Genomic DNA, 24,957 nt, shown 5'->3' with positions numbered 1-24,957 from the left:
AGCTACGTGTGCAGATAACGCACCCATGGAGAACTTCTTTGGTCTATTAAAACAAGAAATGTACTATGGAAAACCCTTGGTTTCCTATGAAGAGTTAAAGAAACGAATTGAGGAGTACATCCACTACTACAATCACGAACGTATAAAACTAAAACTGGCTGGTCAAAGTCCGATTCAATATCGAACATCAACCAGCCAATCAGCTGTTTAACAAACTCTAACTTTTTGGGGTCACTACCCTCGGGGGTGCGGTTTTTCTCGTGATCATCAATCGTCATCCATTGTAGACAAGTCACCTGTTGGTAAATCTAATTCCCAAGCTTTCAAGACGCGGCGCATAATCTTACCACTTCTCGTCTTCGGTAGTTTGTCACGGAATTCAATTTCGCGAGGCGCTGCATGTGCAGCAAGCCCTTTCTTCACGAACACACGAATGTCTTCTTTTAGCTCATCACTCACTTCATGGCCTGAGCGTAACGCAACAAATGCTTTAATGATTTCTCCTCGAACAGGATCTGGCTTCCCAATTACACCTGCCTCAGCGACTGCAGGGTGTTCAACGAGCTTGCTTTCTACTTCAAACGGGCCAACTCTCTCCCCAGAAGTCATAATCACATCATCACTCGCCCTTGGAACCAGAAATAACCGTCCTCATCCATGTACGCAGAATCACCAGATACGTACCATCCTTCGATTTCAAAATAACTTTGATACTTTTCTTCGTTCTTCCAAATCTTGCGCATCATCGATGGCCAACCTTTCTTAATGGCAAGGTTACCCATACGGTTCGGAGGGAGTACATTCCCTTGATCATCAATAATTGCTGCTTCAACTCCTGGGAAGGGTTTCCCCATTGATCCAGGCTTAATAGTCATTGCCGGGAAGTTCGTAATCATCATACCGCCAGTCTCTGTCATCCACCACGTATCATGGATGCGTTGACCAAACGCTTCTGCTCCCCAACGAACGACTTCTGCGTTTAACGGTTCACCTACACTAAGAACGTGACGCAAACTCGAAAGGTCATACTGCTTAATTACATCTTCTCCAGCACTCATGAGCATACGAAATGCTGTAGGTGCACTGTACCAAACTGTTACGTTGTATTTCTGAATGGTACTATACCAATCTTCTGGCTAAAACGTCCTCCACGAACTACGTTTGTAACCCCATTTAACCAAGGTCCAAAAATGCCGTAAGATGTTCCTGTCACCCAACCTGGATCAGCTGTACACCAGTACACATCGTCTTCTTTCAAGTCGAGTACCCATTTCGCTGTTTGGTAATGTTGAAGCATCGCACCGTGAACGTGCAATACCCCTTTAGGCATTCCCGTTGATCCTGACGTGTAATGTAAGATTAAGCCGTCTTCTTTATCGACCCACTCAACTTCAGCATCTTCAGAAGCTTTATTCAGCTTCGCTTGGAAATCAATAACGCCGTCCTTCTCATCAACGTCTTTTCCTTGAATGAACACATGCTCTAAAGCTGGAAGTTCTGAGACTGGAACTCGCTCAATCAAATCTGGTGTTGTTACGATTGCTTTCGCTTCACTATTCTCAAGGCGATCACGAACCGCACCTTCCATAAATGCTTCAAACAACGGCCCAATAATTGCACCAATCTTAATTGCACCGAGTGCTGCAAAATACAATTCTGGAGAACGGGACATAAAAATAAAGACACGATCTCCCTTTTTAATGCCAGCTTCCTTAAACACATTTGCCGCTCTATTCGACATCCGCTTCATTTCTTCAAATGTATACGATTCATCGCGATTTGCATCGCTATATAAAAGAGCAATTTTATTCTTCGTCTGCTCATCTTCTGCGTAGCGGTCAATGGCTTCATAGGCCAAGTTCACCTTACCGGTTTGATGGAAAGAAAAATGTTTTTCAACTTCAGTCCAATCGAATTGTTTCACCATTTCGTCATAGCTTTCTAGATTCGGATTGCCACCTTTTGGTGGAAGCGTTTGCATTTCCATGTTTATCTCTCCTTCTTTAATGGTAAATTAGCCATATACACTGTTTTGTGTACCACCATTGATTAATTCTCATTATACGCACTATTCTTATATGAATCAATTTATAATGTTGATAATTTGTCAAATTTTTTACAAACAATTGTTAGATTCACCTAAGCGGATTCCGATACTTCTTCTTTCAGTATGTAGTATAATAAAATTAACTACTTGTAAAGGTGATGGCATGATTCATAAAAAGACCTATTATTCTGAAGAGCTTAACGTTAATGACAATCTCGTCTTATTAGAAGGTCCAATATGCGGAGCACACCTTAAGAATTATGATTTCCATCCAGGGTTAGTAGCGTTTCGACAACCTGAAGCACAGAAAGAAGCTCTAGTCGGAATTGCTGATTTACCTGAAGGTCGAATTATCGCCGCAGTACATCGCAATACCGTCGTAGGTTACGTTACATTTGTTTACCCAGATCCACTTGAACGTTGGTCTGAGAGCCCTCTTGACAATTTATTGGAGCTCGGAGCTGTTGAAGTCGCATTCGAGTATCGCGGAGGGAAAGTTGGAAGTAAATTAATTCAACTTGCAATGCAAGATGATGCAATGGAAGACTACATCATTATTACGACTGAGTATTATTGGCATTGGGATTTAAAGAATAGCGGCCTTTCCGTTTGGGATTATCGTAAACTTATGGAGAAAATGATGAACTCCGGTGGGCTTTATTGGATGGCAACCGATGATCCAGAAATCAGCTCTCACCCTGCCAACTGTTTAATGGTTCGTTTTGGAAAACGTGTTCCAATGGAGGACGTGCAAGAATTCGATAACATTCGCTTCGTTAACCGTTTTATGTATTAGAACTTATCAGAGGTGATCAACGTGCTAGTTGAGGATATGATGAGAAAACCGATTCATACGCTACAAGAGACGAACTCGATTGAAGACGCTGTTAAGATGATGGAACGTGAACGAATTCGTCATATTCCAATCGTCAATCAATCCAATGAGCTAATCGGAATTATCTCGGATCGAGATATTCGCGACAGTAAGCACTCCATTTTTCTTCGAGAGCAATCGGACGAACTTCTTTCAAGACCTCTTCACAACATTATGAAACGTGATGTGTTTACCGCGCATCCCCTTGATTTTGTGGAAGATATCGCGAGTATGTTAAGCGAACAACAAATTAGTGCCGCACCTGTAACCGTCCAAAAGCAACTCGTTGGCATGATTACAGGTCGCGACCTGCTAGACACACTCGTCCGGTTAACCGGTGCAGATCAACCGAGCAGTCAACTTGAAATTAAAGTAAAAGATTTCAGCGGGACACTCGCTGAAGTCGCAACAATATTCCATAAACATGGGGTGAATATCACGAGTGTTCTCGTGTACCCCCATAAAGATGGCGTTTCTAAAGTGTTAACATTTCGAGTTCAAATTATGGATCCAAGACCGGCCATACAAGAACTCAAAGAAAAAGGGTACGAGCTTATGAGCCGTCGGTACCAGGGTTATTCAATGAGTAAACGCGACGCCATTTTCATTTATAATCACGAACAATTGCCGTACGAATTCTCAAAAGAACATCCGTTTAGTCCATTGCGTCAAGTACTCACCGTTGATTTACTCCGGTCGTTAGGTGCCATTTCTGACGCTGATATGATTCACTCAAAATCGGCAAGTGACGAACAAATTTGCTTGTTTCATGATCACTCATTTATGGAAGCGGTTAAACACGCTGGCACTGAGAGTCTTGGTAACGGAAGCTTAGAGAAGTATGGCCTCGGTACAGAAGACACACCGGTTTTTAAAGACATGCACCTCGCAGCTTCTAACCTCGTTGGTGGGACCATTCGTGCGGCACATGAAGTCATGGAAGGAAGAGTACTTCACGCAGCTCATTTAGGAGGCGGTCTGCACCACGGCTTCCGAGGGAAAGCATCAGGGTTTTGCATTTACAACGACACTGCCATTGCGATTCGCTATTTGCGTGAACGCTATGATGTGAAAGTACTCTATATCGATACCGACGCTCATCACGGGGATGGTGTGCAATGGGCGTTTTATGATGATCCGAACGTTATGACCCTATCCATTCATGAAACTGGACGTTATTTGTTCCCTGGTACTGGAGCAATTACGGAAAAGGGAAATGGTAAAGGTTACGGGTTCTCACTCAACATTCCAGTCGATGCTTTCACTGAAGATGAATCGTTTATTCATTGTTATGAAACGGCGGTACGAGAAGCTTGTCGATTCTTTAAACCGGATATAATCGTTTCACAAAACGGTGCCGATGCTCACCACTTTGATCCATTAACACACTTATCAACATCGATGGAGACCTTTTACGCTGTGCCCCGTCTAGCTCATGAGCTCGCGCACGAATATTGTGAAGGTCGCTGGGTCGCTGTTGGAGGCGGGGGCTATGATTGGTGGCGCGTCGTTCCGAAAGCTTGGTCGCTCGTCTGGCTTGAGATGACGAATCAAACGTCAAAAGCTACGGGTAACTTACCTAAAGATTGGCTCTCGAAATGGCAAGATCGCGCTCTTCCAACAAAGTTAATCAATACGTGGAAAGAACCTTCTTCAATGATGCCGAACATTCCCCGTAAGCTTGAGATCGAAGAGAAAAATAACAACACACTAGAAAAAGCACTATATTATATACGTGAAAACCAATAAGCATCCGCCTAAATAGGCAGATGCTTATTGGTTTTCATCAGTAGTTGTACGATCTGTAATCATGACGACAACACGCCGGTTTTTCTGCATGTTCTCTCTTGAGTCATTCGGTACAAGTGGTCTTGTATCCGCATATCCTGTCGCTCTAAAGCGCCCAGGTTCAACCATCTCACTACGTTCTGTAATGTAGCGAATCACACTACTTGCACGAGCTCCTGATAGCTCCCAGTTTGACGGATAACGATACGTTTCAATTGGACGATTATCTGTATGTCCTTCTACTTCAATATAATAATCAGGGATTCCTTTTAAGATGCTGACGATTTGATCTAGAAATGGCTTGGCTTCTGACAAGATGAGCGCTTCTCCGGAATTAAATAAGAGCTGTTCTTGCAAAATTAATGTGATACCACGATCATCTTGAATCGTTTGAATCATGTCACCAAGATCATGTTCAATCAAGTATTCATCGATGTAATCTTTTACTTCAGTAAAATGGTCAACTTCCTCTTCTTCGTCAACAAGCTGTTCAATTTGCTCATCTTCAAATTCCGTAATTGAAGAAAGTTCATCCATAATACTCGTTCCAGAAAATGACTCTGACAAAGCTTGGAAGCGTTGTGCATCTACATTTGATATGGAGAATAGCATGATGAAGAAGACGAGAATGATGAGCACCATATCTGAAAATGTAACGAGCCAGCCTCTTCCTTGATTGCTCTCTCCCCCTCTGATCTACGCCTCATTTACGATCGCTCCTGAGCCACTTAAGTTCTCAAATCGATGCTTTTCTTTACGCACGAATGCTTCAAGCTTCTCTTCAAGAATTTTAGGATTCTGACCAGATTGAACGCCAATAACGCCTTCAATAATAATTTCTTTTGCAAACACTTCTGCTTCGGTTTTTGCTTGCAGCTTACTTGCAAGAGGGTTAAAGAATAAGTTCGCAGCAAGTGACCCATAAAGCGTCGTTAACATCGCTAATGCCATACTCGGTCCAAGCGCTGCTGGGTCGTTCATATCATTTAACATAATGACGAGCGCTACTATGGTTCCGACCATCCCCCAAGCAGGCGCATACTCTCCTGCTTTCTCAAGCATTCTTCTGCCTTTTCGGTGTCTTTCTTCAATTGCAATCACTTCAGCCATCATAATGTCTTTAATGACTTCTGGCTCAACACCATCAACAGCAAGTCCAATTCCTTTTTTTATGAACGGTTGTTCCACTTCATTCTCAATATGTAAATCTAACGATAATAATCCTTCACGTCTCGCCTTCGTTGAAAGGTCGATGAACGTTTCATTTAGCTGTTCGAGATTCATTTCGTCTCGTCTAAAACCTTCTCTTAACACAGACGGTAATCTCTTTAAATCTTCCCAAGTAAAGTTGACGAGAAGTGCAGCAAACACACCACCAACAACGATAAAAATGGAGGCTAGCTGAATGAAAAGAACAATTCCGTCTAACCCAGTAATGGAATAGATAGCGAGCGTTACGACGATAAGCCCAGCAAGTAGACCAATTGGCGTTAGGATATCAAATTTTCTTGTCATGAATGTAGCTCCTATTTCTTGGTGAAGATTATGTTTTTGTCGAATTTCGGTACTCTAGACGGTGCGGAAGTACGACAACTCCATCAGAAACATCTTCTTTATTCATATACTTTGTTAAAAGTCTCATAGAGACAGCACCAATATCATACATCGGTTGAACGACTGTCGTTAATGTCGGACGAACCATCGTTGCAAGACGAGTATTATCAAATCCTACGACTTCAACGTCTTCAGGTACGCTAATTCCTTGGTCTTGAAGACCATGAATCACTCCTAGCGCCATTTCATCAGTCGCAACGAAAATTGCTGATGGGCGATTCTCTTTAGAAAGTAGCTGTTGAACCGCTTCGATGGCAGAGTCGTACGTATAATCGCCGATCGCAATAAGTGACTCATCAAATTCCTTTCCTTTACTACTTAACGCATCTTTGTATCCTCTAAACTTCTGATAGCCGTTTACTGGATCTTCAAGAGAGCCTGATACCATGCCGATTCTTTCATGCCCTTTGTCAATGAGCATCATAACAGCATCTTTGGCCGCTTGAACGTAATCAATGTTTACAGATGGAAAATCTCCATCTTCATGGAATGTTGCTGCAAGGACAACTGGAACGTGCGAGCGATTTAGTTGCTCAGCGTGCTCTTCAGTAATCTCTCCACCCATAAACAGAATTCCATCGACTTGCTTTTCGAGCAAGGTGTTTACGAGGTGAATTTCCTTTTCCTTGTTGTTATCCGAATTACAAAGAATAATATTATATTTGTACATCGTTGCAATGTCCTCAATCCCTCTTGCTAACTCTGAGAAGAAGATACTTGAGATGTCTGGAATAATTACACCAACAGTCGTCGTTCGTTTGCTGGCGAGCCCTCTTGCAACGGCATTCGGTCGGTATTCTAGTTTCTGAATGGCATCAAGAACTTTCGTTCTCGTTGCAGGTTTCACATTTGGGTTTCCATTCACTACGCGCGAGACGGTAGCCATTGAAACACCAGCTTCCGCTGCAACATCATAAATTGTCGTACTCAATGGTAGACCTCCTTAAATACAAGCTTTCATTTCGTTTTCATAGGATAATCATACGATAACTAATAGAGGTCTGCAAATGCTTCTTTGTTTTATATCGACAAGAGAAGACAGATGTTTAGCCCTCATTCATTACATCCACCTTCTATTATTTCCTGAAAGCCTTCCATGCAAACCTGTTAACGTATGAGAGCCATGAAAACGGTCCATACTTTAAGATGTGACAATTACGAGACATTTCATCAATTTAACTGGAATCGATGCATGTCTTAACGTAAAACTGGTATGATAGAAAGTGCTTTGAAATCAAACTAGAGGTGATGGAGATGCCTCCAATTGTTCTTTGGACAGTATTTAACCCTTTAATTACATTTTTGGTTGGTTTTGTAATCGGAAATATACTTACTGATAAAAAAATTAAATGGGTCGTTGGTGTTATTTTGTTCACAGCTTTTCATCTGTTTATCGTATTTGTAAATCGACTTGATTTTGCAGATGTTAGCACGTGGATCTACTTAATTTTATACAACATTACAGGGTTCGTTGGAATCCAGTTGGCAGCTTTTCGTAAAAAGAAATACTCATAAGTAAACTTGAAGCAAGACAAAAAGGGAAACCATCAAAGCGATGGTTTCCCTTTTTCATTAGATCGATGCTTTTGCTGCAACATCTTTGAGTAAGTTAGATTCTCGAAGCGTCGTTACGAACTCATTAAATTCCGCGATATCCATTTGCTGTGCAGAATCAGATAATGCAACAGCAGGATCTGGGTGAACTTCTGCCATTACTGCGTCTGCTCCAATAGCGAGTGCTGCTTTCGCTGCTGGTAACAACAGGTCTCTTCGACCCGTTGAATGAGTAACGTCAGCAAGCACTGGTAAGTGGGTTTCTTGCTTTAAGATTGGAATAGCTGAAATGTCTAACGTGTTACGTGTAGCTGTCTCGTACGTTCGAATACCACGCTCACAGAGCATGAGGTTCGTGTTTCCTCTTGATAACACGTATTCAGCTGCGTGAATAAACTCTGAAATCGTAGCAGATAATCCACGCTTTAATAATACTGGCTTATCCGTCATCCCAACTTCTTTAAGAAGCTCAAAGTTGTGCATGTTTCTTGCACCAATTTGAATGACATCAACATAGTCGAGTGCTGTTTCAATATCATTTGGTGAGACAATTTCACTGATTACTGCCATGTCGTATTGATCTCCGGCTTTTTTCAGGATCTTCAATCCTTCAAGACCTAAACCTTGGAAATCGTATGGAGAGGTTCTCGGCTTAAATGCGCCACCTCTAAGTAACGAGATGCCACGTTCCTTAAGTGCTTTCGCTACCGTCAACACTTGCTCTTCGCTTTCAACCGAACAAGGACCCGCGATTAGCTTCTGAACGCCGTCTCCAATTAATGTGTCTTTAACATTAACGACCGTGTTCTCAGGATGTTTCTTTCTAGAAACGAGTAATGTCTTCTGTTCGTCTTCACCCATTAGCTCAAGACTGGCTTTGAATACTTGCTTGAATAAATGTTGCAATGTTGTTGTTTCAAATGGTCCTTCATTCTCTTCGGCAATTAAATCAAGCATTTTCCGTTCACGAACCGGATCAAATCGTTTCGTACCAGCTTTACTTTTAACTTCACCGATCTTTTTAACAAGATTGCCACGCTCATTTAAAAGTTTGAGCAATTCCATATTTTTATCGTCTAGTTTCGCGCGTAACTGATCTAATTCCTCATGACTCATGTCTAATCCTCTCCTATCTTTATCTCTTCTGTGTTTTGTGATTGTAGCCATTATAACTGATCTTTTTACTGTTGTCACGAATTTTTCTTTATTTGTTAGACGCTTTTAAGCGTTAAAGTGATAAATTGAATTTTCTCCTTTTTTTACTCTATGCAATTACATAAAAAACGATCGTTCTAAAAGAACGATCGTTTTCTATGCTTTATGCTCTTGCTGCATCCAGTAAAGAATCTTTTTTGATGTCGTAATGAGACTTAGACCAAACAACATCAAATTCCTTTAACAACAATGCTTGAGGTGATTCATGCTTAATACTCCATTCATCCGCAACCCAATTAGAGAGCGAACGTGAGTCTTGAACATGCAAGTAATAAACCGGAATTCCCGTGTCGTTAGCTTCGTCAAAGGCTTTTAATTCTTCAAAGGCCGCCTCACTAATCGGGCACGTTGTGCTGTTTTAAAACAAAAACCTTCTCGTGTTGAACAAATGCTTGTTCAATCTCTTGTTCAGTCGTTACTTGTTGCATGCCAACCTCCGAATTAATTCTTAACCTTATCTTTAAGGTTCTCGACTTCTTCCTTAACTGTACCAGAAATTTCTTCACCAGAGTCTTTCAACTCATTAGATAGTTCATCTGCAAGCTCTTCAGCAGATTTCTTCGTAGAAGCGGCATCTTCTTTTAGTTGCCCTGTTGCATCTTTAATGCGATCAACAACTTGTGAAGATTGGTCAGAAACCGTCTTAGCTACGTTTTGTGTTTTGTCAATCGCAGCGTTTGCGAACTCGCTACTCTTCTCGTAAGCTGCATTTGTAAACTCGTACGTTTTGTCTTTTGCAGTTGATGCACCTTCACTAATATCTCCACGAAGTTCTTTACCTGACTTTGGAGCGAATAGCAATGCTGCAGAAGCCCCTACGATACCACCGATAAGCGTTCCAATTAAAAAGTCTTTCGTATTCATATCACTCATGTTAAAGTCCTCCTCAGTTCATAATTAGTTGTTCTTACGATTGTTTACGTTTTTGCCACTTTGCATACAGGTCGATTGCTGCATTACCCCATTGCACGAATTGCGAAACTTGAGGTGCTTGGCGTTCAGCCTCAACCGAAGCCCGGTTCGTAATCGTTTGGAGCGAATGATTCAACTTCTCCGACATCTTGCCAAGTTCATCTGCCGTTTGGAATAAGCCATTTAATGACTCAGACTTCCCTTCAACATCCTCAGCAATTCGGTTGGTTGTCTTCATGAGGTGATCGACTTCGGTCGTTATACCTTGAAGCTGTTTTTCGACAGCACTGGATGTGTTGCCTAATTGTTCAACCACCCCCTGAACAGACTTAAGCGTTTTGATGATATAGAAGATTAACACGACAATTGCAATGGCTACAATTGCCACACTTATGTATACAATCGTCACCCAACTCGCCTCCTTAAAATTTTCATTCCCACGTTTTTCACTTTTAAAACCCTTATTTAAGCTCGTCCAATGTATAGAGATACAGGCAGTCGACCGACTGCCTGTATCCATTATACTTTGTTTGAGAATTGTGCTTCGTAACGTTTTTGGTACTTAGACACATCTCCAGCACCCATAAATAAGAGTACACTATCTTCGTGCTTCGTATGGGAAAGAATGTCATCTTCTTTCAGGAGTTGAGCATTTTCAATTCGTTGTTGTAAATCTTCAACAGTTAGCTGCCCTTGCTTTTCTCTCGTTGAACCAAAGATGTCACATAAATACACATGATCTGCTTCTGAAAGTGAATCAGCAAAATCTTGTAGAAAAGCAAATGTACGCGTAAACGTATGCGGTTGAAAAATCGCGACAATGTCTTTGTTCGGGTACTTCGCTTTTGCTGACTCAATCGTTGCTCGAATCTCAGTAGGATGATGCGCATAGTCATCAATCAACACTTGTGAGCCCCACTTTTTCTCAGTGAAACGACGCTTAACACCTGGGAACGTCGCGAGTTGATCTTTCATAACAGACACTGGTGTCTCTTCATAATGACATAACGCAATAACAGCCAATGCATTTAATACGTGATGTTTCCCGTAACCTGGAATGGTGAAACGTTCAAAGAAGTCCCCACGAATGGTTACGTCAAAATGAGTACCTTTTTCATCTGTCGTAATGTTTTCGGCATTAAAGTCATGTTTTCCTTCTATTCCATAATAAACAATTGGAACCGGGGCATTTAACGCTTGAAGATATTCGTCATCGCCGCAAGCAATAATCGCTTTATTCACTTGAGATGCCATTTGATTAAATGCATCAAATACATCTTCTACGTTCTTGAAGTAATCCGGATGATCGAAGTCAATGTTCGTCATGATTGCATAATCCGGATGATAGTTTAAGAAATGACGTCGGTATTCACAAGCTTCAAACACGAAAAACGTACTGTCTTGTTCGCCTTTACCTGTGCCATCACCGATTAGATAGGACGTTGGTCTAAACGCACCCAAAACGTGTGATAATAAACCAGTCGTTGTTGTCTTGCCATGTGCACCAGTGACAGCAATTGATGTGTACTGAGAAGCAAATTCACCGAGAAATGTCGGATAAGGTTGTACTTTCACACCCATCGCATTGGCTTGTTGGATCTCTTCGTGATCTTCTGTATATGCTGCTGACGCAACGATCTCTTGGTTATTGTTCACATTATCTTTGTCAAAAGCTAAAATCGGAATGCCGCGCTCTTCTAACGGGCGCTGGGTAAAGAAATGTTGGTCGACGTCTGAGCCTTGAACCTCTTCATTCATATCGTGAAGAATTTGTGCAAGTGCGCTCATACCCGAACCTTTTATACCGATAAAGTGGTAACTCGTCATTAATACGGACCTCCAAACTTGAACCTCTCCATGACTCGGAGCTGTTCTACCTACGATAGGCAGTTGTCTCTTTGTGTTTGTGCGCATATTATTATAGCAAAAACCGATACAAGAACAAAATCGACCTATTTACTTACAATTCAAGAGCAAATTCATGTGATGCATTATCTTATGTAACAACTTAGAATTGGAGAGTGTCCGACCGGTCGTTAAAATGTTATTCGCTCCAACCGGGGGTTCTCTCTTAACTTCCGTCCAGCTTTCGCTTCGTGGACACCATCTAGCATTACATTGTCTCCAGTAAATCCAATCGTCTTCTCCAATAAACTACGACCAACACCATAAACATTTACAGGAACTCCTGCACGTTCATAAGCTTCTATACGTTCAGCAGTAAACCCGCCACTAACCGTAATATTCACGTGCTTAAAACCTTCTTCATCCAACGCATCACGGAGTGCTTGAATGAGCGGACCGTTCACGCCTGTCGGATCAAAGTCACCCATCTTATGTGGGTTTCTACAGAAATACTGGTCAACCATATAGTTGGACGTATCTAAACGAACAGAATGCAATTCTTTGCCAAATTCCCTCGCTACGCGAAGCGCATCCGTCACCGCATCATTGTTGTAATCGACAAGCGCCATGAGCTGATCGTCTGGGAACATTTCCTTATATGCATGACTTGCCGCCACAACATCTCCGTGAAAAAGTTGGATAAGGGCGTGAGGCATTGTACCCATTCCTGACTTCCCCCACCATTCATTCATTGCATGAGTCGCTTGTGCTTTAGACCCACCAATAAATGCTGCATAACCATCTCCGGCTTGTTGTGTGAAGTGATCATCACGATCTCCCATAAATATAACAGGCTTTTGAACGCCAGATGTACGCGCTGCTTTCACAACTTCATAAACATTCGTTGCGACTGAAGTTCTTCTTGAGAAGATCCCATCAATGACCCCCTCAAGAAAACCAAAATCATGATAAGCGCCTTTAATCGTTAAAACCGGTTCAAATGGTTCAATACGATCTCCGTCTTTTAATGAATGAATTTCTAGCTTCTCTGGATGATCAGCGAACGTTTGAATAAGCGCAATGGCTTCATCCGTACCACAAAGTACGGCATGTTTCTTTTGGAAAAACTGCATTGTAACAATATTATCTGGTTTATACTTACGAATAATGTCTCTTGTTTTCAAAAAGTAAACTGCAGAAAACCAACCTTCTCCAACACGTTCATCGAACTTAAACGTTTTGTTCGTTAATCGTTGGATCTTCCCTTGCAACTTCAATTCAATTTCCTTCATGATTTCGTGTCGACTCCTCGCGAAAGATTACAGTGATATTGTGCATTATGTTCAATCATAGTAGATTGTGTCTATTTTCACAAGAGCCCGCTCTTGACTTCAATCTATTCAAAAAGTGCATGCACAACTTCCTCTGACACAAGGACTTGCCTCGGTTTCGTACCGAGCGCTTCGGATACAATTCCGCGCTCTTCTAGCATATCCATTAATCGCGCAGCTCGGTTGTAACCGATATGAAAACGACGTTGAATACTTGACGTAGATGCGCTTCCTTGTCGAACGACAAAGTACGTAACTTCTTCTAATAAATCATCTTCAACAGTATTCATTGACGATTGCTTTGTGATTTCTTCTTTTGTAAACAAGTAGTTCGGCTTTTGTCTTTGTCTCCAATAATCCGCTACTCGTTCAATTTCCTCATCATCAACAAACGTACCTTGCAATCGAACAAAACGAGAAGCACCGTTTTCACTAAACAACATATCGCCTTTTCCGATTAACCGTTCTGCTCCGCCCGCGTCTAGAATCGTGCGTGAGTCTGCCATCGATGACACAGCGAACGCAGCCCTAGTCGGGATATTCGCTTTAATCAATCCAGTAATTACATCAACCGAAGGTCGTTGTGTTGCGACGAGTAAATGGATCCCACACGCTCGTGCTTTTTGAGCAATTCGACAAATGTACTCCTCCACATCTTGTGGGGAGACCATCATTAAATCTGCAAGCTCATCTATCACAATGACAAGGTAAGGCAGTTTGTCCTTTTGCTCTGCTTTGCGATTGTACCCTGAGATATCACGTACACCTGCTTTTGCAAACAGCTGATATCTTCTCTCCATCTCCTCAACGCTCCATTTTAACGTCATTGTCGCTTCTTTCGGATCAGTAACGACAGGAGCGGCTAGATGAGGGATATCTTGATAAAACGCTAATTCAACGACTTTCGGGTCAATGAGTAACAGTTTCACCTCTTCTGGTGACGACTTATACAATAAGCTAAGCAAAATACTGTTTATACATACACTTTTCCCTGATCCAGTAGAACCTGCAATCAATCCGTGGGGCATTTTCTTGAGATCAATCACTGTGGGTTCGCCACTAATGTCTAGTCCTAAAGCTACCGCTAGTGGGCTATCATGTTCTAGGAATGCTTTAGAATCTAGAATCTCTCTTAAGACGACCGGATTCCGATTTTGTTTAGGCACTTCAATACCGATCGCACTCTTACCTGGGATTGGTGCTTCCATTCGCAAATCAATCGCTGCCATTGCAAGCTTCAAATCATCTGTTAAGTTCGTCACTTTCGTCACTTTTACGCCTGGAGCTGGTTGTACTTCAAAGCGAGTAACAGAAGGCCCTTCGGTAACGTCCGTCACTTTCGCATCAACATGGAAATGTTGGAGCGTCGCTTCTAATTGCTCTTTTTGACGAATTAATTGTTCAGATACACCTTCAGTAGCGGTTTGAACAGGCTCCACAAGAAGATCGTGAGGAGGTGGTGCAATTGGCTCCACTTCCATGTCATCAAGTTCACTTAGAACAGAAGGGTTTTCAACCACTTCTTCCTTAGGCTCTTCATTTGAGAATGATTGAGGTTGCTCGTACACATCTTGTTCCTTTGTTACTTGTGAATCAACCGGTGCCAGCATCGGTTCTTGTGACGATTCCTTCGGTTCTTCACGTAACTTCTTTTGTCGTAGGTACGCCGCGCGATCCGATGGGGTCATCATTACATTATACGGTAGCAACGATGTAGCATCTTGATCTTCATCCGTCTCTACCTCTACGCGTTCTTCCACCTCATAGGATTGTTCTTGATCGACTAGATTAACTTCTTCAAAGTCTGAGTCGTTTGAAATGAAGTGCTCTTGGTCATCGCTTTCAAACATCAAACGTGTGTCTGAATCAGTATCGTCGCTAGCTCTTTGCTCGGGCTCATAGAGCATATGATCTTCAGCATATTCATCTTCTTCTTGAATTATAGCTACAGACTCTGCTCCGTCCCCATTAAGGGTATTACTCTGCTCGGTCGCTTCGCCTGACGACTCCTCTTCACCATCACGGTTCTCAACAACCTGGTTACCAAATTCGGAGGAATCACTGTTGAATTGTTCATCGTCAGTCTCACTTTGTGATTTCGTTTCATCATCTGTTTCATCTGACTCAATGACATGAGCTTCTTGCTCCATTGTTTCATTAGACCGCTCTTGAACATCCCCTAGTTGATGATCTTTTTGTATAAACGCCGTGCCTGGCTGATCATCACGTAAAGCTGTCACGTCCTCTGAGCCTTCTTGATCTAAAGCTTCAGTTTCGTCATTGTGTTCATCGACCTCCCGTTGACTATTTCTCGGGAAATGAACGACGTCGTCTTCTGGCTTTGATTCCTCATCTTGCACGAGAGACTCTTCTTTTTCAATTTGTCTCTCTATGAAATGAGCTTCTTGTAAATCAGCTGAGCCTTGTCGTTCACTTGCAATTGAAAGATCTGTTGTCTTATCGTTTGTTTCAATATCTACTTCTTGCTCTACGACCTCGTTTTCAGGCTCGGTTTGTTTGTCTTCTGCTAGTGTGACTGTGCGATAGGCTGAATCTGACAACTCACTATCTCTAGTAATCATAGCCGTTTCTTCACTCGGACGACCGGACACTGGTTCTGATAATTTCGTAGCAGCAACTTCACCCTCATGCTCTACTTGTTGATTGAGATTTTCCGCTTCGAGTCGTTCTAATGCTGCTTTATTGACACGAGCATACAATGCTTGTAAATCGTTATCGTTGCTTGAACTTTTACTCCAATCACCTGTAGGCAATACATCCTTAATCTCTTCTTCATCAACTTGTAAATTTTTCGTTTTTTGAAAGCCATGTACTGGTGAAGGGATGTTCTGTACTGAAAAGTGAGGATTGTTAAAGTACTGGCGCCTTTCATCAAGTGATAAAGGAGGCGTCTTGCTTGTTTTTTGCTTGACGTTTTGTCTTGGTTTGCGCTTTGGCCTTTCCTCTACTTTCTCTGACTTGGTCGGTCGACTCTCCGGCTCCTTTCGAGTCGGTCTTACAGGTTCAGCTCGTTTCGTCGTATCTGGTTTTTTTCCCTCGTCAACATCTAGAGGGAATCGAAAGTTCCTTCTTTCGGGTATTTATGAAACACTTTTGCTCGTGATGCATCGTCGTTTCGTTTATCTTGTCTCCCGTAACTAGCACGTTCTTGTCGCTTCGGTTCAACCGTCTTTTCATCGTTTTTCTTCGGATCATTTCCGAATAAATAGTGATTAATTGTATTCCAAACGCCGTTTTTCTTTTTCTTTGGCATTTTATTCACCTGCTCATGTTTCTATAGTAGTATGTGAAATCTACTCCTATTCTACATAGCTTGCCGCTTTTAAACACCTCCTAAGGAAAGATTTATTCCTAAATCTTGTCATTTCTAGTACAACGAAAAACCCCTCCTCAAGTAAACATGCATTGAGAAGGGGCTTACTATTAACCATTATGGAATTGTTTTAAGAAATCTTGACCGACTTCATAGCGGTCTGGGAGGACATAAATTCCCTTTTCTTCTTGTTCGATCGGTAAAGCTAACTCCTTGATGGAACAAATCATTCCGTTTGATTTCTCCCCGCGAAGCTTCGATGCCTTAATTCTCATCCCACTTGGCATGTTGGCACCAACTTTTGCGACGACGACTTTCTGTCCTTCGTCAACGTTTCGAGCACCACAGACAATTTGCACTTGCTCACTACCAACATCTACTTGGCATACTCGCAGCTTATCTGCATCAGGATGCGGCGCAATTTCATCGACGTGCCCGACAACAAAACTAGGCTCAGTTGGTTTTGTTAATTCGTCATCAATTCCTTCTTCTGCTAGCGCTTTGTTCAAATCTGTTAGTAACGCATCATCGATATACAACATCCCTGTGCCACGTGGGGACGCATAAGAACTCACATTGAAAAAGTGATAACCGACGGTTTCGCCACTATTTTCATGGTACAAGCGTGCAATTTCACCTTTACGTTCAACTTGACGTTTGTCTGTCTCAATTTCTTTGATCGCTAGGAGAAGTACATCACCTATACCTTGCTTATTATAAAACGCGTTCATTCGTAATCTCCCTCTACTGATCTTTTGGTTTTTTTCTCGCTAAAATAAATATCGGTTCTAGCTTTTCATTTTCGTAAGAGAATGGTAATGCCGTTACAGGAACACGACCTTCTTTAAAGAATTGGAACGTCATTTGTCCCAAAACATCATACCCTTGGTCGTTTCGAATATCTGCAACGATTAGAACATCTTGATGTGGAATTGAAAACGCTACAGAACCTTCCATCATGCTTGCCATCTCTTTCACCCAAGCTTCATTGAGTATACGGCTTGCATCGTATCCGTCGTTGGAATTTAGGAAGTAAAATCGATTACCAGCAACTTCATCGACCTTAACGTCCGTTTCTAACGAGCGTAAGTTAAACCGAGCAGCTTCTTTAATCGCTTGCTCGTCCAACTGTTCAGATTCTAGCATCCCTTCATCAATTAATGCATACGTCTTTCCTTGATCAAGTGCATAATAAATTCTCGTCTCAGCCGTGTGAGGTTCGTGAATTAATGCTTTTTGATCTTTCGTTTCTATTGGAAATGACGTCGAACGAATAACAGGGAATACGTGTTGCAACTTACCTTGAAGTTGCTTTTTCTCTTCCATTGCTTGAAAGGATAACGTGATAAAAGAAAACGTGTCTTCAAGTCCCGCATCACCTTTTTGGTCGTACTTTGCTTCAAGGCGTGGCAAGTCAAGATTTAAACCCGTTTGAAGCGTTGGATGCACGATTCTCACCGAGGCTTTTTCTTCATCATGTTGTACATCTAAATCGTGAAATTTTGCTTTAAGTTTACGCAACACTTTATTTGAGGTCGCCATAGAAACTCCCTTCTAACTTACTTCTCGAGGTAACGATCAATAAATGATGTTACTTCTTCTTCTGTCTTTCTTTTTTTATCTACAAAGCGATCGACTTCTTCGCCATTTTTAAAACCTACAAAGCTCGGAATTCCAAAGATATCATATTGCTGGCAAACGTCAATCAGAGCGTCTCGATCAGCATGAATAAAATCGATTTCCGGGTAATCTGCTTCAATTCTACATTGCCGGATCAATAAAGTGACAATCTGGACACCAATCTGCACTAAACATCACGACAACTCGTTCTGCTTGAATTGCTTCTTCAAATGCTTGTTTATTTTCAACCTTTTTCATTGTTTCATTCCTCCAGTAATTGGTCGATGACGTTTATCACAATCGTTGAATGGGAAAATAATAAACAACGATCGTAACAAAAGACGATATAATTTAGTAAGTCAATATTTTTTTGAGGTGATCAATATGAATTTAAACGTTTACTTAGCAGGTCAAATTCACGACGATTGGCGTGAAGATGTAAAACAAAAAGCAAAGGAGAAAAACCTTCCACTTCATTTCTTCGAACCGATGACAAATCATGATCGATCAGATGATATTGGAGAAGAAGTTCTCGGCAAACAACCTGATGCAATCTTCAAAGACGAAGCAGCTTCTGCAATCAATAATTTACGGACGAAAGTTCTTATGCAAAAGTCCGACGTCGTCATCGCCATGTTTGGTGAGGATTACAAACAGTGGAATGCAGCAATGGATGTCGGCAGTGCCGCCGCACTTGGTAAACCGGTCATTTTAATTCGTCCAAGCTCTTTGCATCACCCGGCGAAGGAAATGGCAAACCGTTCCCAGCTCGTCGTTACTAACATTGACCAAGCGCTACAAGCATTAAGTTACATCTTTGAAACGGAGTAATTATCCGTTTGAACGGATCGCTTCAACGGTGGAGCGATCTGTTTTTCTTACGAGTGTTGTAATGAGTGCTTTCGCAGCTTCGTAATCTTTTACATTTAAGATAGACGCACCGGTATGAATATAACGAGCACACACACCAACAACCGCTGAAGGGACACCTTCATTAGCCGTATGAACAGACCCTGCATCCGTTCCCCCTGGAGAGATAAAGTACTGATACGGAATATTTTCGCTTTCTGCAGTATCGAGAATAAACTCTCGCATTCCTCGATGAGTAATCATCGTACGGTCATAAATGCGAAGCAAAGCACCTTCACCCATTTTTCCGAATTCGCCTTTTTTACCAGACGTGTCGTTTGCAGGAGAAGCGTCAAGGGCAAAGAAAATGTCAGGTTGAATAAGGTTCGCTGCTGTTTTCGCACCACGTAGACCGACTTCTTCTTGAACCGTTGCACCTGAATACAGGTTGTTTGGTAATGTTTCACCTTGGACTTCTTTTAACAGCTCAATGGCAAGACCTACACCATAGCGATTGTCCCAAGCTTTTGCCATAATTTTATTCTCGTTAGCCATTGGTGTAAATGGGAAATCAGGAACGATGGCAAGTCCTGGTCGAACGCCTAATCGCTTTGCGTCGTCTTCATCGTCTGCTCCGACATCAATGTACATTTCACTAATTGGCATCGGTTTATTTCGCATTGCATCGTCAAGGAGGTGAGGCGGTGTTGAACCAACGACCCCTGGAATCTTACCGTGATCTGTAAGTACAACAACAGGTTGAGCAAGGAGAACTTGACTCCACCAACCACCGAGCGTTTGAAAGCGTATTAATCCTTCTTTTGTAATTGACGTTACCATAAAGCCAACTTCATCCATATGGCCCGCAACGAGCACCTTTGGCCCGTCTTCTGGACCTTTTTTGAAACCAAATGTACTTCCTAGTCGATCTTGTACAATTTCATCGGAAAATTTGTTGAGCTCCTCTTTCATAAACGCTCGTACATCATGTTCGAACCCTGGAGGCCCTGCTAGTTCAGTCAATGTTTTAAACATTTCTTTCGTATCATGTTGCATGTCCATTCACGTCCCTTCCTCGGTCTGACAGTCGATTGTACTATTGTATCGAAATTTCACGGTAAATTCTAGTAAGTCCCATCTGCTATACTTGGACAAATTAGGAAAGTCACTATATACTTGTTGTATAAATTTTTAGAACAAAGGCGGTTGATTAGACATGAAAATTAAAGATCTACTCGTCGGAGTTGCTCTTGGCTTCGCGGCAGGATACGCAGTGAAAGAAGCTTGTGCAGCTAAATCGGTTTCTCCAGAAAAGGCATTAAAGCAAGTAAAAGAAAACGTCTCTCACCGCATTCCGATTAGCGGTTCATGGATTCATATGAACCCCGAACACTATGAGAAAAACGAACTTGATTACAACGTTTACCGTGGCGGTCTATCAAGCACTGCTTCTGGTGAAACAAAGCAAATGGACTTTGTTGTTGATGCAAAAACAGGTACGATTTTGGAGCTTGAAAAGCAATAATAAAAACTTCTACACAAATGTAGAAGGGTTTTTTATTATTGTGGAATATATGCTTCTGTTCGAAAAATCGGTTGTCCTTTACTAGAGAACTTCTCTTCATACTCTGTTCGAACATTATCTTCAGGTTCATCACGATGTAAGTTTACTGAAACATTCTTCAACTGAAACCCATTCTCCGAAAAAGATTGCAGTGAGAACTCAAACAGTCCTTCATTGTCGGTTTTCAAATGAATCTCGCCATCTTTAGGAAGAAGTTGCTTATAGATTTCTAAGAAGTTTGCGTGCGTTAATCGACGTTTAGCATGACGGTTTTTAGGCCAAGGATCCATAAAATTTAAGTAGATTCGGTCGATCTCACCTTCTTTGAAATAGTCTTTAGCGTCAGCAACATCTCCTAAAATGAATGCTACTCTACCTTCGTGATTGATGTTTTTTTCTAAAGCTGTCACAAGTACACTTTCATATAGTTCTACACCGATATAATGAACATCTGGGTAAATATCTGACATGTCTCGCAAGAACTGCCCTTTACCTGTTCCGAATTCGACGTGTAATGGCTTTTTTATTTGATCAGAAAACGCTTCTTCCCAACGTCCACGATACTGTTCTGGTTGTGGAATTACAATCGTTGGATGTGCGTTAATTTTATCTGTTGCTCCTGGTTTTTTACGCAGTCTCATGATTACATTCATCCTTTATTTTATTCATAAAAAAGAGCGGGAATCCGCTCCTTTAATCCGTAAAGACATCTTCTACCATCAATGACTCCAAGTATTCAACCCATTGACTTCGTAACACATCGTTGTCTTCATCACTTTCGAGCAAATAATCTAACGTATGCATCGTAATGTACCAATGCATACGACGGAACAATGAGTCATTTAACTCAATGCCATAATCACGCAGCCATTCTTCCCACGTTGCTCTTGGTACGTACCAATGCAACATAATGCTTAAATCTAAAGCTGGATCAGCAACCGATGCCCCGTCCCAATCAATGAGAAACAGCGCTTCGTTGTTTTCAACAATCCAGTTGTTATGATTTAAATCACAATGACAAACAACAAAGTTCTCGTGCTCAATGTACGCTTTATTCTGCTCTAAATAAGCAAAAGCTTGTTGATAAATCGGAGCAACACGATGTTGTTGATAAATGGCTTTCTTTCTTAACTTCGCAAGTAACACGTCTGGAGAATGCACTTGGTTCTCAATGCGCTTTAGCATTTCAAGTAACTCTTTTGACGTGTGAATTCGTCTAAGAAGTTGAGCGACTTCAGGTAGCTGCATATCCTTACTTCCAAGCTCACGGCCTTCAATGTATCGCTGCGCGGTAATCACATCACCGTTTGCTAACCGTTTCGTCCAAAGTAACTTAGGTACAATGCCTTCGGCAGATAAAACGGCAAGAAATGGTGAGGAGTTGCACTTTAGGAACAGTTTTTGACTGCCGTCATGAGCAATAAACGCTTCACCCGTAGAACCACCAGCAGGCTCTAAGTTCCAGTTGCTGCCTAGAAGCATTTCCAACCACTTTTTCCTTTTTACTTTAGAATTGATATCGAAATGTCTCATGGCGGGGATCCTTTTAAATATTTGAGCTTGCATCTTCTCACTGCCCAGACTTTGACGTATTGATTGAACTACCGAAAAAAAGATACGCCAACAAAATCCGAATCGGTCGTGGCGCAACATATCACTTTAGTATTCGTGCTTTTCTATTATTACGTACAGTTTTTGTCTTTTGGCTAATTAATAATCAACGTTAATCATAGCAGATGAATAGAAAGACCGTCAATTGCTGTTCAAGACTCAAAGCTATGCTTTTCTACGTCGGAACGATGACGCTCAAAACTTTTCGTAGAACTTGCATTTAACAACGCTACTGTTATATCCATTTGCTTCTTTTTTAACGGAGAAGGATGACGCTTCAACTCACTCAACCATTGGTTATATGACGTACAATCAACTTTTAGTGCACGTAGAGGCGCTTGATGGTCATCAATGTATCCATCTGGCGCAACAATGACAGAATGAATCTGAGAGCGTATAGAAGCTTCACCCAACAGGGTCGCGACTACTTTTCGCATGCGATTTTGCGAGAGTACCGGACTCACTATTTTTTTGCGATAGTTTTTACCGTAATCAACCTTCCAAAATCGATCTGTACTCGCATGAATAATTGAATTTTTGTTCGTCTCAATAAACGTTACACAATAAATATCAGTAGGAGAAATTAAGACAACTTCTAAATCAATTTCCGCTTGAGCAACTTTTAAAACCGGATTATAAAATAGAAAATAATTATCTGGAATCTCCTTGAGCAGTTGTCTCAAACGACTGTCGTAACGATACTTGCTATCAAGAATTGATTCTTCTTGTAAAGAAGATGATGCCCACTTCAACTGTGCTTGGAACAATTCATAATAAAATTGCTGTTCCAAGTCAGCTAACGTTTTATTTCGGTAACGTTCGAAATCAGGATGAAGTTCTTGCCGTTCAGACGAAGCCTCTGTTGGCGTTTTTTTGAACTTCGCAATGGCTTGCTTCCAAAAACCTTTCGACTCCCCTAAAAACCACTCTTCATCAAATTCCTCATCTTCTCTTAAATCAACATTCGCATCTTGCCAAAGTTTCTTCATGTGTCGCCATTTTTCTTGTTTTAGCCTAGAATACTGATTCGGATAACGTTGTAAGTCCACTTCATATCGCGAAACATAATCTTCTAATTTAACGAGATGAACCATCAGACCCTCCTTAATACATGAAAACGAGTGCAATGATTGGTGTAAAAATCGACAGCAAGATGGCACACAACGTCATCGATACGGAGCTTGCCGCCCCTTGAACTTGACCGTTCTCCATCGCATTTGCTGTACCAATTCCATGAGCCGCTGCACCGAGTCCAATTCCTTTTGCTAAGTTCTGATCAATCTTGAAAATGCGGAACGTAATATCTGCAAATAACACACCACTAACGCCAGCGACAAGGACGAGTAACGCAGCAATGGATGGATCACCATCTAAAATACTCGCGATATCCATCGCGATCGGTGTCGTGACAGATTTCGGTAAAATTGAATACATCAATTCTTCACTAAGTCCAGCAATTCCTGCAAAGCTAACACCTGTCACGATTCCGAGAAATGTTGCTAGGACGACTGGTACACCGAGCGGAATGATAAATTTTAATAATGTCTTTCGTTGCTCATAGAGCGGGATGCTCAGTGCAACGATTGCCGGTCCTAACCAAAATTCAATCCATGCTCCACCTAATGAGTATGCTTCGTACGACGTATTCGAAAAAATAAGAAACATAACGAGGACAATCGTACCGGTTAAAAACGGCATCGTGTACAACGCTTTGTGAACCGTATTTAATTTACGAGCAGCCATGTAAATTAAAAGTGTAATCGCAATAAACCATACACTCATAATGAGCTCATTCATTGCTGCTCACCTGCTTCTTTAACAACCATTGACTAAGCAATGAAGCAGTTGCTAATACGATCCACGTACTTAAAGCTGTAATTGCAACGAGCGTTAACCCATGTGCGCGAAGCAAATCTAAATGTTGTATGAGTCCAGCAAGAATTGGAATAAATAACAAAGGCATATGTACGATTAATAATGTTGCACCTTTTTTGACCCATTGGATTTTTATAACCTTGAACTGAAGACAAAGTAGCAACAGCAGCATCCCAATTACACTTCCTGGAATTGGAAATGGAATCCAACTACTCATCATCATCCCTATAAAATAAAAAAGCACGAGAACGGCTAACTGTAAAAGCAAAAACGAGAAGTCTTTCACTACCTTCATCATCCCTCACCCTTTTAATGTAAATTGTGAAACCGTGTGATAACGAGGGATAAAATTCGGACGCACTTCATATAAACGAAAATCTACGACGTGTAGCCGATCGTTAATTTGTGTTTTAGGCAGTGTAAACGCTTGGCCGTTAAACCGCCTTGCAACGGTAATATGCGGGGTGTATGGCCGCGTTTCTTTGGCAATTCCTAATCGCTTTGCTTCATCTTCAATCATGGTTTGTAATTGTGCTAATGACTGATTTAACTTTGTTTCTACGTATAAAACTCGCGGAGCGTTTCTTAAACCAAATGTTTCGATGCCTTCAACATTAATCATAAAAGGTTTTAGTTTGTTCGCTAGTTCGCTCGCTGACTGAATGAGTTCGTTACGTAACTCATCGGATAATTGACCAAAAAACTTGAGTGTAATGTGATAATCACTCGGATGTGTCTGTTTTTTAAATGGTAGTATGGCTGTTTGTAATTCACGGTTTGCTAAAATCATTGCTCGTGTCTCTTTTGGTACATGAATTCCAAAGAAATAATGCGTTGCCATGATGACTCACCCTTCTGTAGCAGTTCTCACTATCCTACCGTACATTTTGTAAATTAGGAATACGCCTTTCTTTCGTAGACCAT

The 24,957-nt window shown here is 41.5% G+C and carries 28 protein-coding genes and 1 pseudogene; 6 read left to right on the top strand and 23 right to left on the bottom strand.

The features are described 5' to 3' along the window. A partial coding sequence (locus tag JCM19038_RS19440; protein WP_152549527.1) for an IS3 family transposase occupies positions 1 to 211 on the top strand: 211 nt, incomplete at its 5' end. 56 nt (positions 212 to 267) lie between these two features. Here JCM19038_RS19440 and acsA read toward each other — a convergent pair. Further along, positions 268 to 1,987: pseudogene (gene acsA, locus JCM19038_RS19435) on the bottom strand (acetate--CoA ligase). A gap of 223 nt (positions 1,988 to 2,210) precedes the next feature. On the opposite strand from acsA, the gene JCM19038_RS19430 reads away from it, so the two are divergent. Then, positions 2,211 to 2,843 (top strand): GNAT family N-acetyltransferase, encoded by a 633-nt coding sequence (locus tag JCM19038_RS19430; RefSeq protein WP_042359686.1) that lies wholly within the window; start codon positions 2,211 to 2,213, stop codon positions 2,841 to 2,843. 21 nt (positions 2,844 to 2,864) lie between these two features. After that, complete coding sequence (locus JCM19038_RS25230; RefSeq protein ID WP_081831924.1) at positions 2,865 to 4,670, top strand: CBS domain-containing protein; 1,806 nt, start codon at positions 2,865 to 2,867, stop codon at positions 4,668 to 4,670. Between the two features lie 24 nt (positions 4,671 to 4,694). Here the strand turns inward: JCM19038_RS25230 and JCM19038_RS19420 are convergent, their stop codons facing one another. The 3 genes from JCM19038_RS19420 to ccpA are packed head-to-tail and all read right to left on the bottom strand — an operon-like array spanning position 4,695 to position 7,254. After that, positions 4,695 to 5,405, bottom strand: coding sequence for an OmpA family protein (locus tag JCM19038_RS19420; protein ID WP_255343407.1), 711 nt, complete (start codon positions 5,403 to 5,405; stop codon positions 4,695 to 4,697). Further along, positions 5,406 to 6,224 carry a flagellar motor protein MotP gene (gene motP, locus JCM19038_RS19415; protein ID WP_042421033.1) on the bottom strand — a complete coding sequence of 273 codons (819 nt, stop codon included), beginning with the start codon at positions 6,222 to 6,224 and terminating at the stop codon, positions 5,406 to 5,408. Positions 6,225 to 6,252: 28 nt separating this feature from the next. Further along, positions 6,253 to 7,254, bottom strand: a complete 1,002-nt coding sequence (ccpA, locus tag JCM19038_RS19410) for a catabolite control protein A (protein ID WP_042421031.1) — start codon at positions 7,252 to 7,254, stop codon at positions 6,253 to 6,255. A gap of 323 nt (positions 7,255 to 7,577) precedes the next feature. On the opposite strand from ccpA, the gene JCM19038_RS19405 reads away from it, so the two are divergent. Then, positions 7,578 to 7,838: a hypothetical protein gene (locus JCM19038_RS19405; protein WP_042421029.1), complete on the top strand. Its 261-nt coding sequence runs from the start codon at positions 7,578 to 7,580 to the stop codon at positions 7,836 to 7,838. Between the two features lie 57 nt (positions 7,839 to 7,895). On the opposite strand, the gene JCM19038_RS19400 is transcribed toward JCM19038_RS19405, so the two are convergent. The 12 genes from JCM19038_RS19400 to JCM19038_RS25225 form a co-directional block, all read right to left on the bottom strand. Continuing rightward, positions 7,896 to 8,993, bottom strand: coding sequence for a bifunctional 3-deoxy-7-phosphoheptulonate synthase/chorismate mutase (locus JCM19038_RS19400; protein ID WP_042421028.1), 1,098 nt, complete (start codon positions 8,991 to 8,993; stop codon positions 7,896 to 7,898). A gap of 202 nt (positions 8,994 to 9,195) precedes the next feature. Further along, positions 9,196 to 9,432, bottom strand: a complete 237-nt coding sequence (locus JCM19038_RS22085) for a monothiol bacilliredoxin BrxC family protein (protein ID WP_152549528.1) — start codon at positions 9,430 to 9,432, stop codon at positions 9,196 to 9,198. A gap of 101 nt (positions 9,433 to 9,533) precedes the next feature. Beyond that, the gene (locus tag JCM19038_RS19395; protein ID WP_042421026.1) at positions 9,534 to 9,965 is read right to left on the bottom strand and encodes a YtxH domain-containing protein; all 432 of its coding nucleotides are present in this window, start codon (positions 9,963 to 9,965) and stop codon (positions 9,534 to 9,536) included. 34 nt (positions 9,966 to 9,999) lie between these two features. Further along, the gene (locus JCM19038_RS19390; RefSeq protein ID WP_042421025.1) at positions 10,000 to 10,413 is read right to left on the bottom strand and encodes a DUF948 domain-containing protein; all 414 of its coding nucleotides are present in this window, start codon (positions 10,411 to 10,413) and stop codon (positions 10,000 to 10,002) included. A gap of 110 nt (positions 10,414 to 10,523) precedes the next feature. Continuing rightward, entirely contained in the window at positions 10,524 to 11,831 is a 1,308-nt protein-coding gene (murC, locus tag JCM19038_RS19385; protein ID WP_042421023.1) for a UDP-N-acetylmuramate--L-alanine ligase, read from the bottom strand. A gap of 209 nt (positions 11,832 to 12,040) precedes the next feature. Then, a complete protein-coding gene (locus tag JCM19038_RS19380) occupies positions 12,041 to 13,141 on the bottom strand; it encodes a nicotinate phosphoribosyltransferase (protein ID WP_042421022.1) in 1,101 nt (366 codons plus the stop codon). Positions 13,142 to 13,245: 104 nt separating this feature from the next. Further along, entirely contained in the window at positions 13,246 to 15,954 is a 2,709-nt protein-coding gene (locus tag JCM19038_RS21410; protein ID WP_052362029.1) for a DNA translocase FtsK, read from the bottom strand. Positions 15,955 to 16,247: 293 nt separating this feature from the next. After that, the gene (locus JCM19038_RS19370) at positions 16,248 to 16,454 is read right to left on the bottom strand and encodes a hypothetical protein (RefSeq protein ID WP_042421020.1); all 207 of its coding nucleotides are present in this window, start codon (positions 16,452 to 16,454) and stop codon (positions 16,248 to 16,250) included. Positions 16,455 to 16,624: 170 nt separating this feature from the next. Continuing rightward, on the bottom strand, positions 16,625 to 17,245 hold the full coding sequence (gene ytpR / locus JCM19038_RS19365) for a YtpR family tRNA-binding protein (protein ID WP_042421019.1): 621 nt from the start codon (positions 17,243 to 17,245) through the stop codon (positions 16,625 to 16,627). 13 nt (positions 17,246 to 17,258) lie between these two features. Then, complete coding sequence (locus JCM19038_RS19360; RefSeq protein ID WP_042421017.1) at positions 17,259 to 18,056, bottom strand: DUF1444 family protein; 798 nt, start codon at positions 18,054 to 18,056, stop codon at positions 17,259 to 17,261. Between the two features lie 17 nt (positions 18,057 to 18,073). Then, entirely contained in the window at positions 18,074 to 18,292 is a 219-nt protein-coding gene (locus tag JCM19038_RS19355; RefSeq protein ID WP_307190074.1) for a thioredoxin family protein, read from the bottom strand. Beyond that, the gene (locus JCM19038_RS25225; protein ID WP_307190073.1) at positions 18,276 to 18,392 is read right to left on the bottom strand and encodes a thioredoxin family protein; all 117 of its coding nucleotides are present in this window, start codon (positions 18,390 to 18,392) and stop codon (positions 18,276 to 18,278) included. The genes JCM19038_RS19355 and JCM19038_RS25225 overlap by 17 nt, the downstream gene beginning before the upstream one ends. Before the next feature lie 126 nt (positions 18,393 to 18,518). On the opposite strand from JCM19038_RS25225, the gene JCM19038_RS19350 reads away from it, so the two are divergent. Further along, positions 18,519 to 18,965, top strand: coding sequence for a YtoQ family protein (locus JCM19038_RS19350; RefSeq protein ID WP_042421016.1), 447 nt, complete (start codon positions 18,519 to 18,521; stop codon positions 18,963 to 18,965). On the opposite strand, the gene JCM19038_RS19345 is transcribed toward JCM19038_RS19350, so the two are convergent. Continuing rightward, positions 18,966 to 20,039 (bottom strand): M42 family metallopeptidase, encoded by a 1,074-nt coding sequence (locus JCM19038_RS19345; protein ID WP_042421047.1) that lies wholly within the window; start codon positions 20,037 to 20,039, stop codon positions 18,966 to 18,968. It abuts the gene before it with no gap. A 160-nt stretch (positions 20,040 to 20,199) separates the two neighbouring features. On the opposite strand from JCM19038_RS19345, the gene JCM19038_RS19340 reads away from it, so the two are divergent. Further along, positions 20,200 to 20,508, top strand: a complete 309-nt coding sequence (locus JCM19038_RS19340) for a PepSY domain-containing protein (RefSeq protein WP_042359699.1) — start codon at positions 20,200 to 20,202, stop codon at positions 20,506 to 20,508. A 35-nt stretch (positions 20,509 to 20,543) separates the two neighbouring features. On the opposite strand, the gene trmB is transcribed toward JCM19038_RS19340, so the two are convergent. From trmB to thpR, 6 genes are all read right to left on the bottom strand, one after another. Then, positions 20,544 to 21,188 carry a tRNA (guanosine(46)-N7)-methyltransferase TrmB gene (gene trmB / locus JCM19038_RS19335; protein WP_042421014.1) on the bottom strand — a complete coding sequence of 215 codons (645 nt, stop codon included), beginning with the start codon at positions 21,186 to 21,188 and terminating at the stop codon, positions 20,544 to 20,546. Positions 21,189 to 21,240: 52 nt separating this feature from the next. Continuing rightward, entirely contained in the window at positions 21,241 to 22,080 is an 840-nt protein-coding gene (locus JCM19038_RS19330) for a phosphotransferase family protein (protein WP_042421011.1), read from the bottom strand. Between the two features lie 230 nt (positions 22,081 to 22,310). Then, positions 22,311 to 23,252, bottom strand: coding sequence for a nuclease-related domain-containing protein (locus JCM19038_RS19325; protein WP_042421010.1), 942 nt, complete (start codon positions 23,250 to 23,252; stop codon positions 22,311 to 22,313). A gap of 10 nt (positions 23,253 to 23,262) precedes the next feature. After that, complete coding sequence (locus JCM19038_RS19320) at positions 23,263 to 23,955, bottom strand: LrgB family protein (protein ID WP_042421007.1); 693 nt, start codon at positions 23,953 to 23,955, stop codon at positions 23,263 to 23,265. Further along, positions 23,948 to 24,328, bottom strand: coding sequence for a CidA/LrgA family protein (locus JCM19038_RS19315; RefSeq protein WP_042421005.1), 381 nt, complete (start codon positions 24,326 to 24,328; stop codon positions 23,948 to 23,950). The genes JCM19038_RS19320 and JCM19038_RS19315 overlap by 8 nt, the downstream gene beginning before the upstream one ends. A 6-nt stretch (positions 24,329 to 24,334) precedes the next feature. Continuing rightward, complete coding sequence (gene thpR / locus JCM19038_RS21405; RefSeq protein WP_052362027.1) at positions 24,335 to 24,874, bottom strand: RNA 2',3'-cyclic phosphodiesterase; 540 nt, start codon at positions 24,872 to 24,874, stop codon at positions 24,335 to 24,337. Between the last annotated feature and the right edge of the window lie 83 nt (positions 24,875 to 24,957).

Origin of the sequence: Geomicrobium sp. JCM 19038, assembly GCF_000698125.1 — a bacterium.
Classification (GTDB): Bacteria; Bacillota; Bacilli; order Bacillales; family Marinococcaceae; genus Geomicrobium_A.
This window is presented reverse-complemented; position numbering and strand designations above follow the sequence as displayed.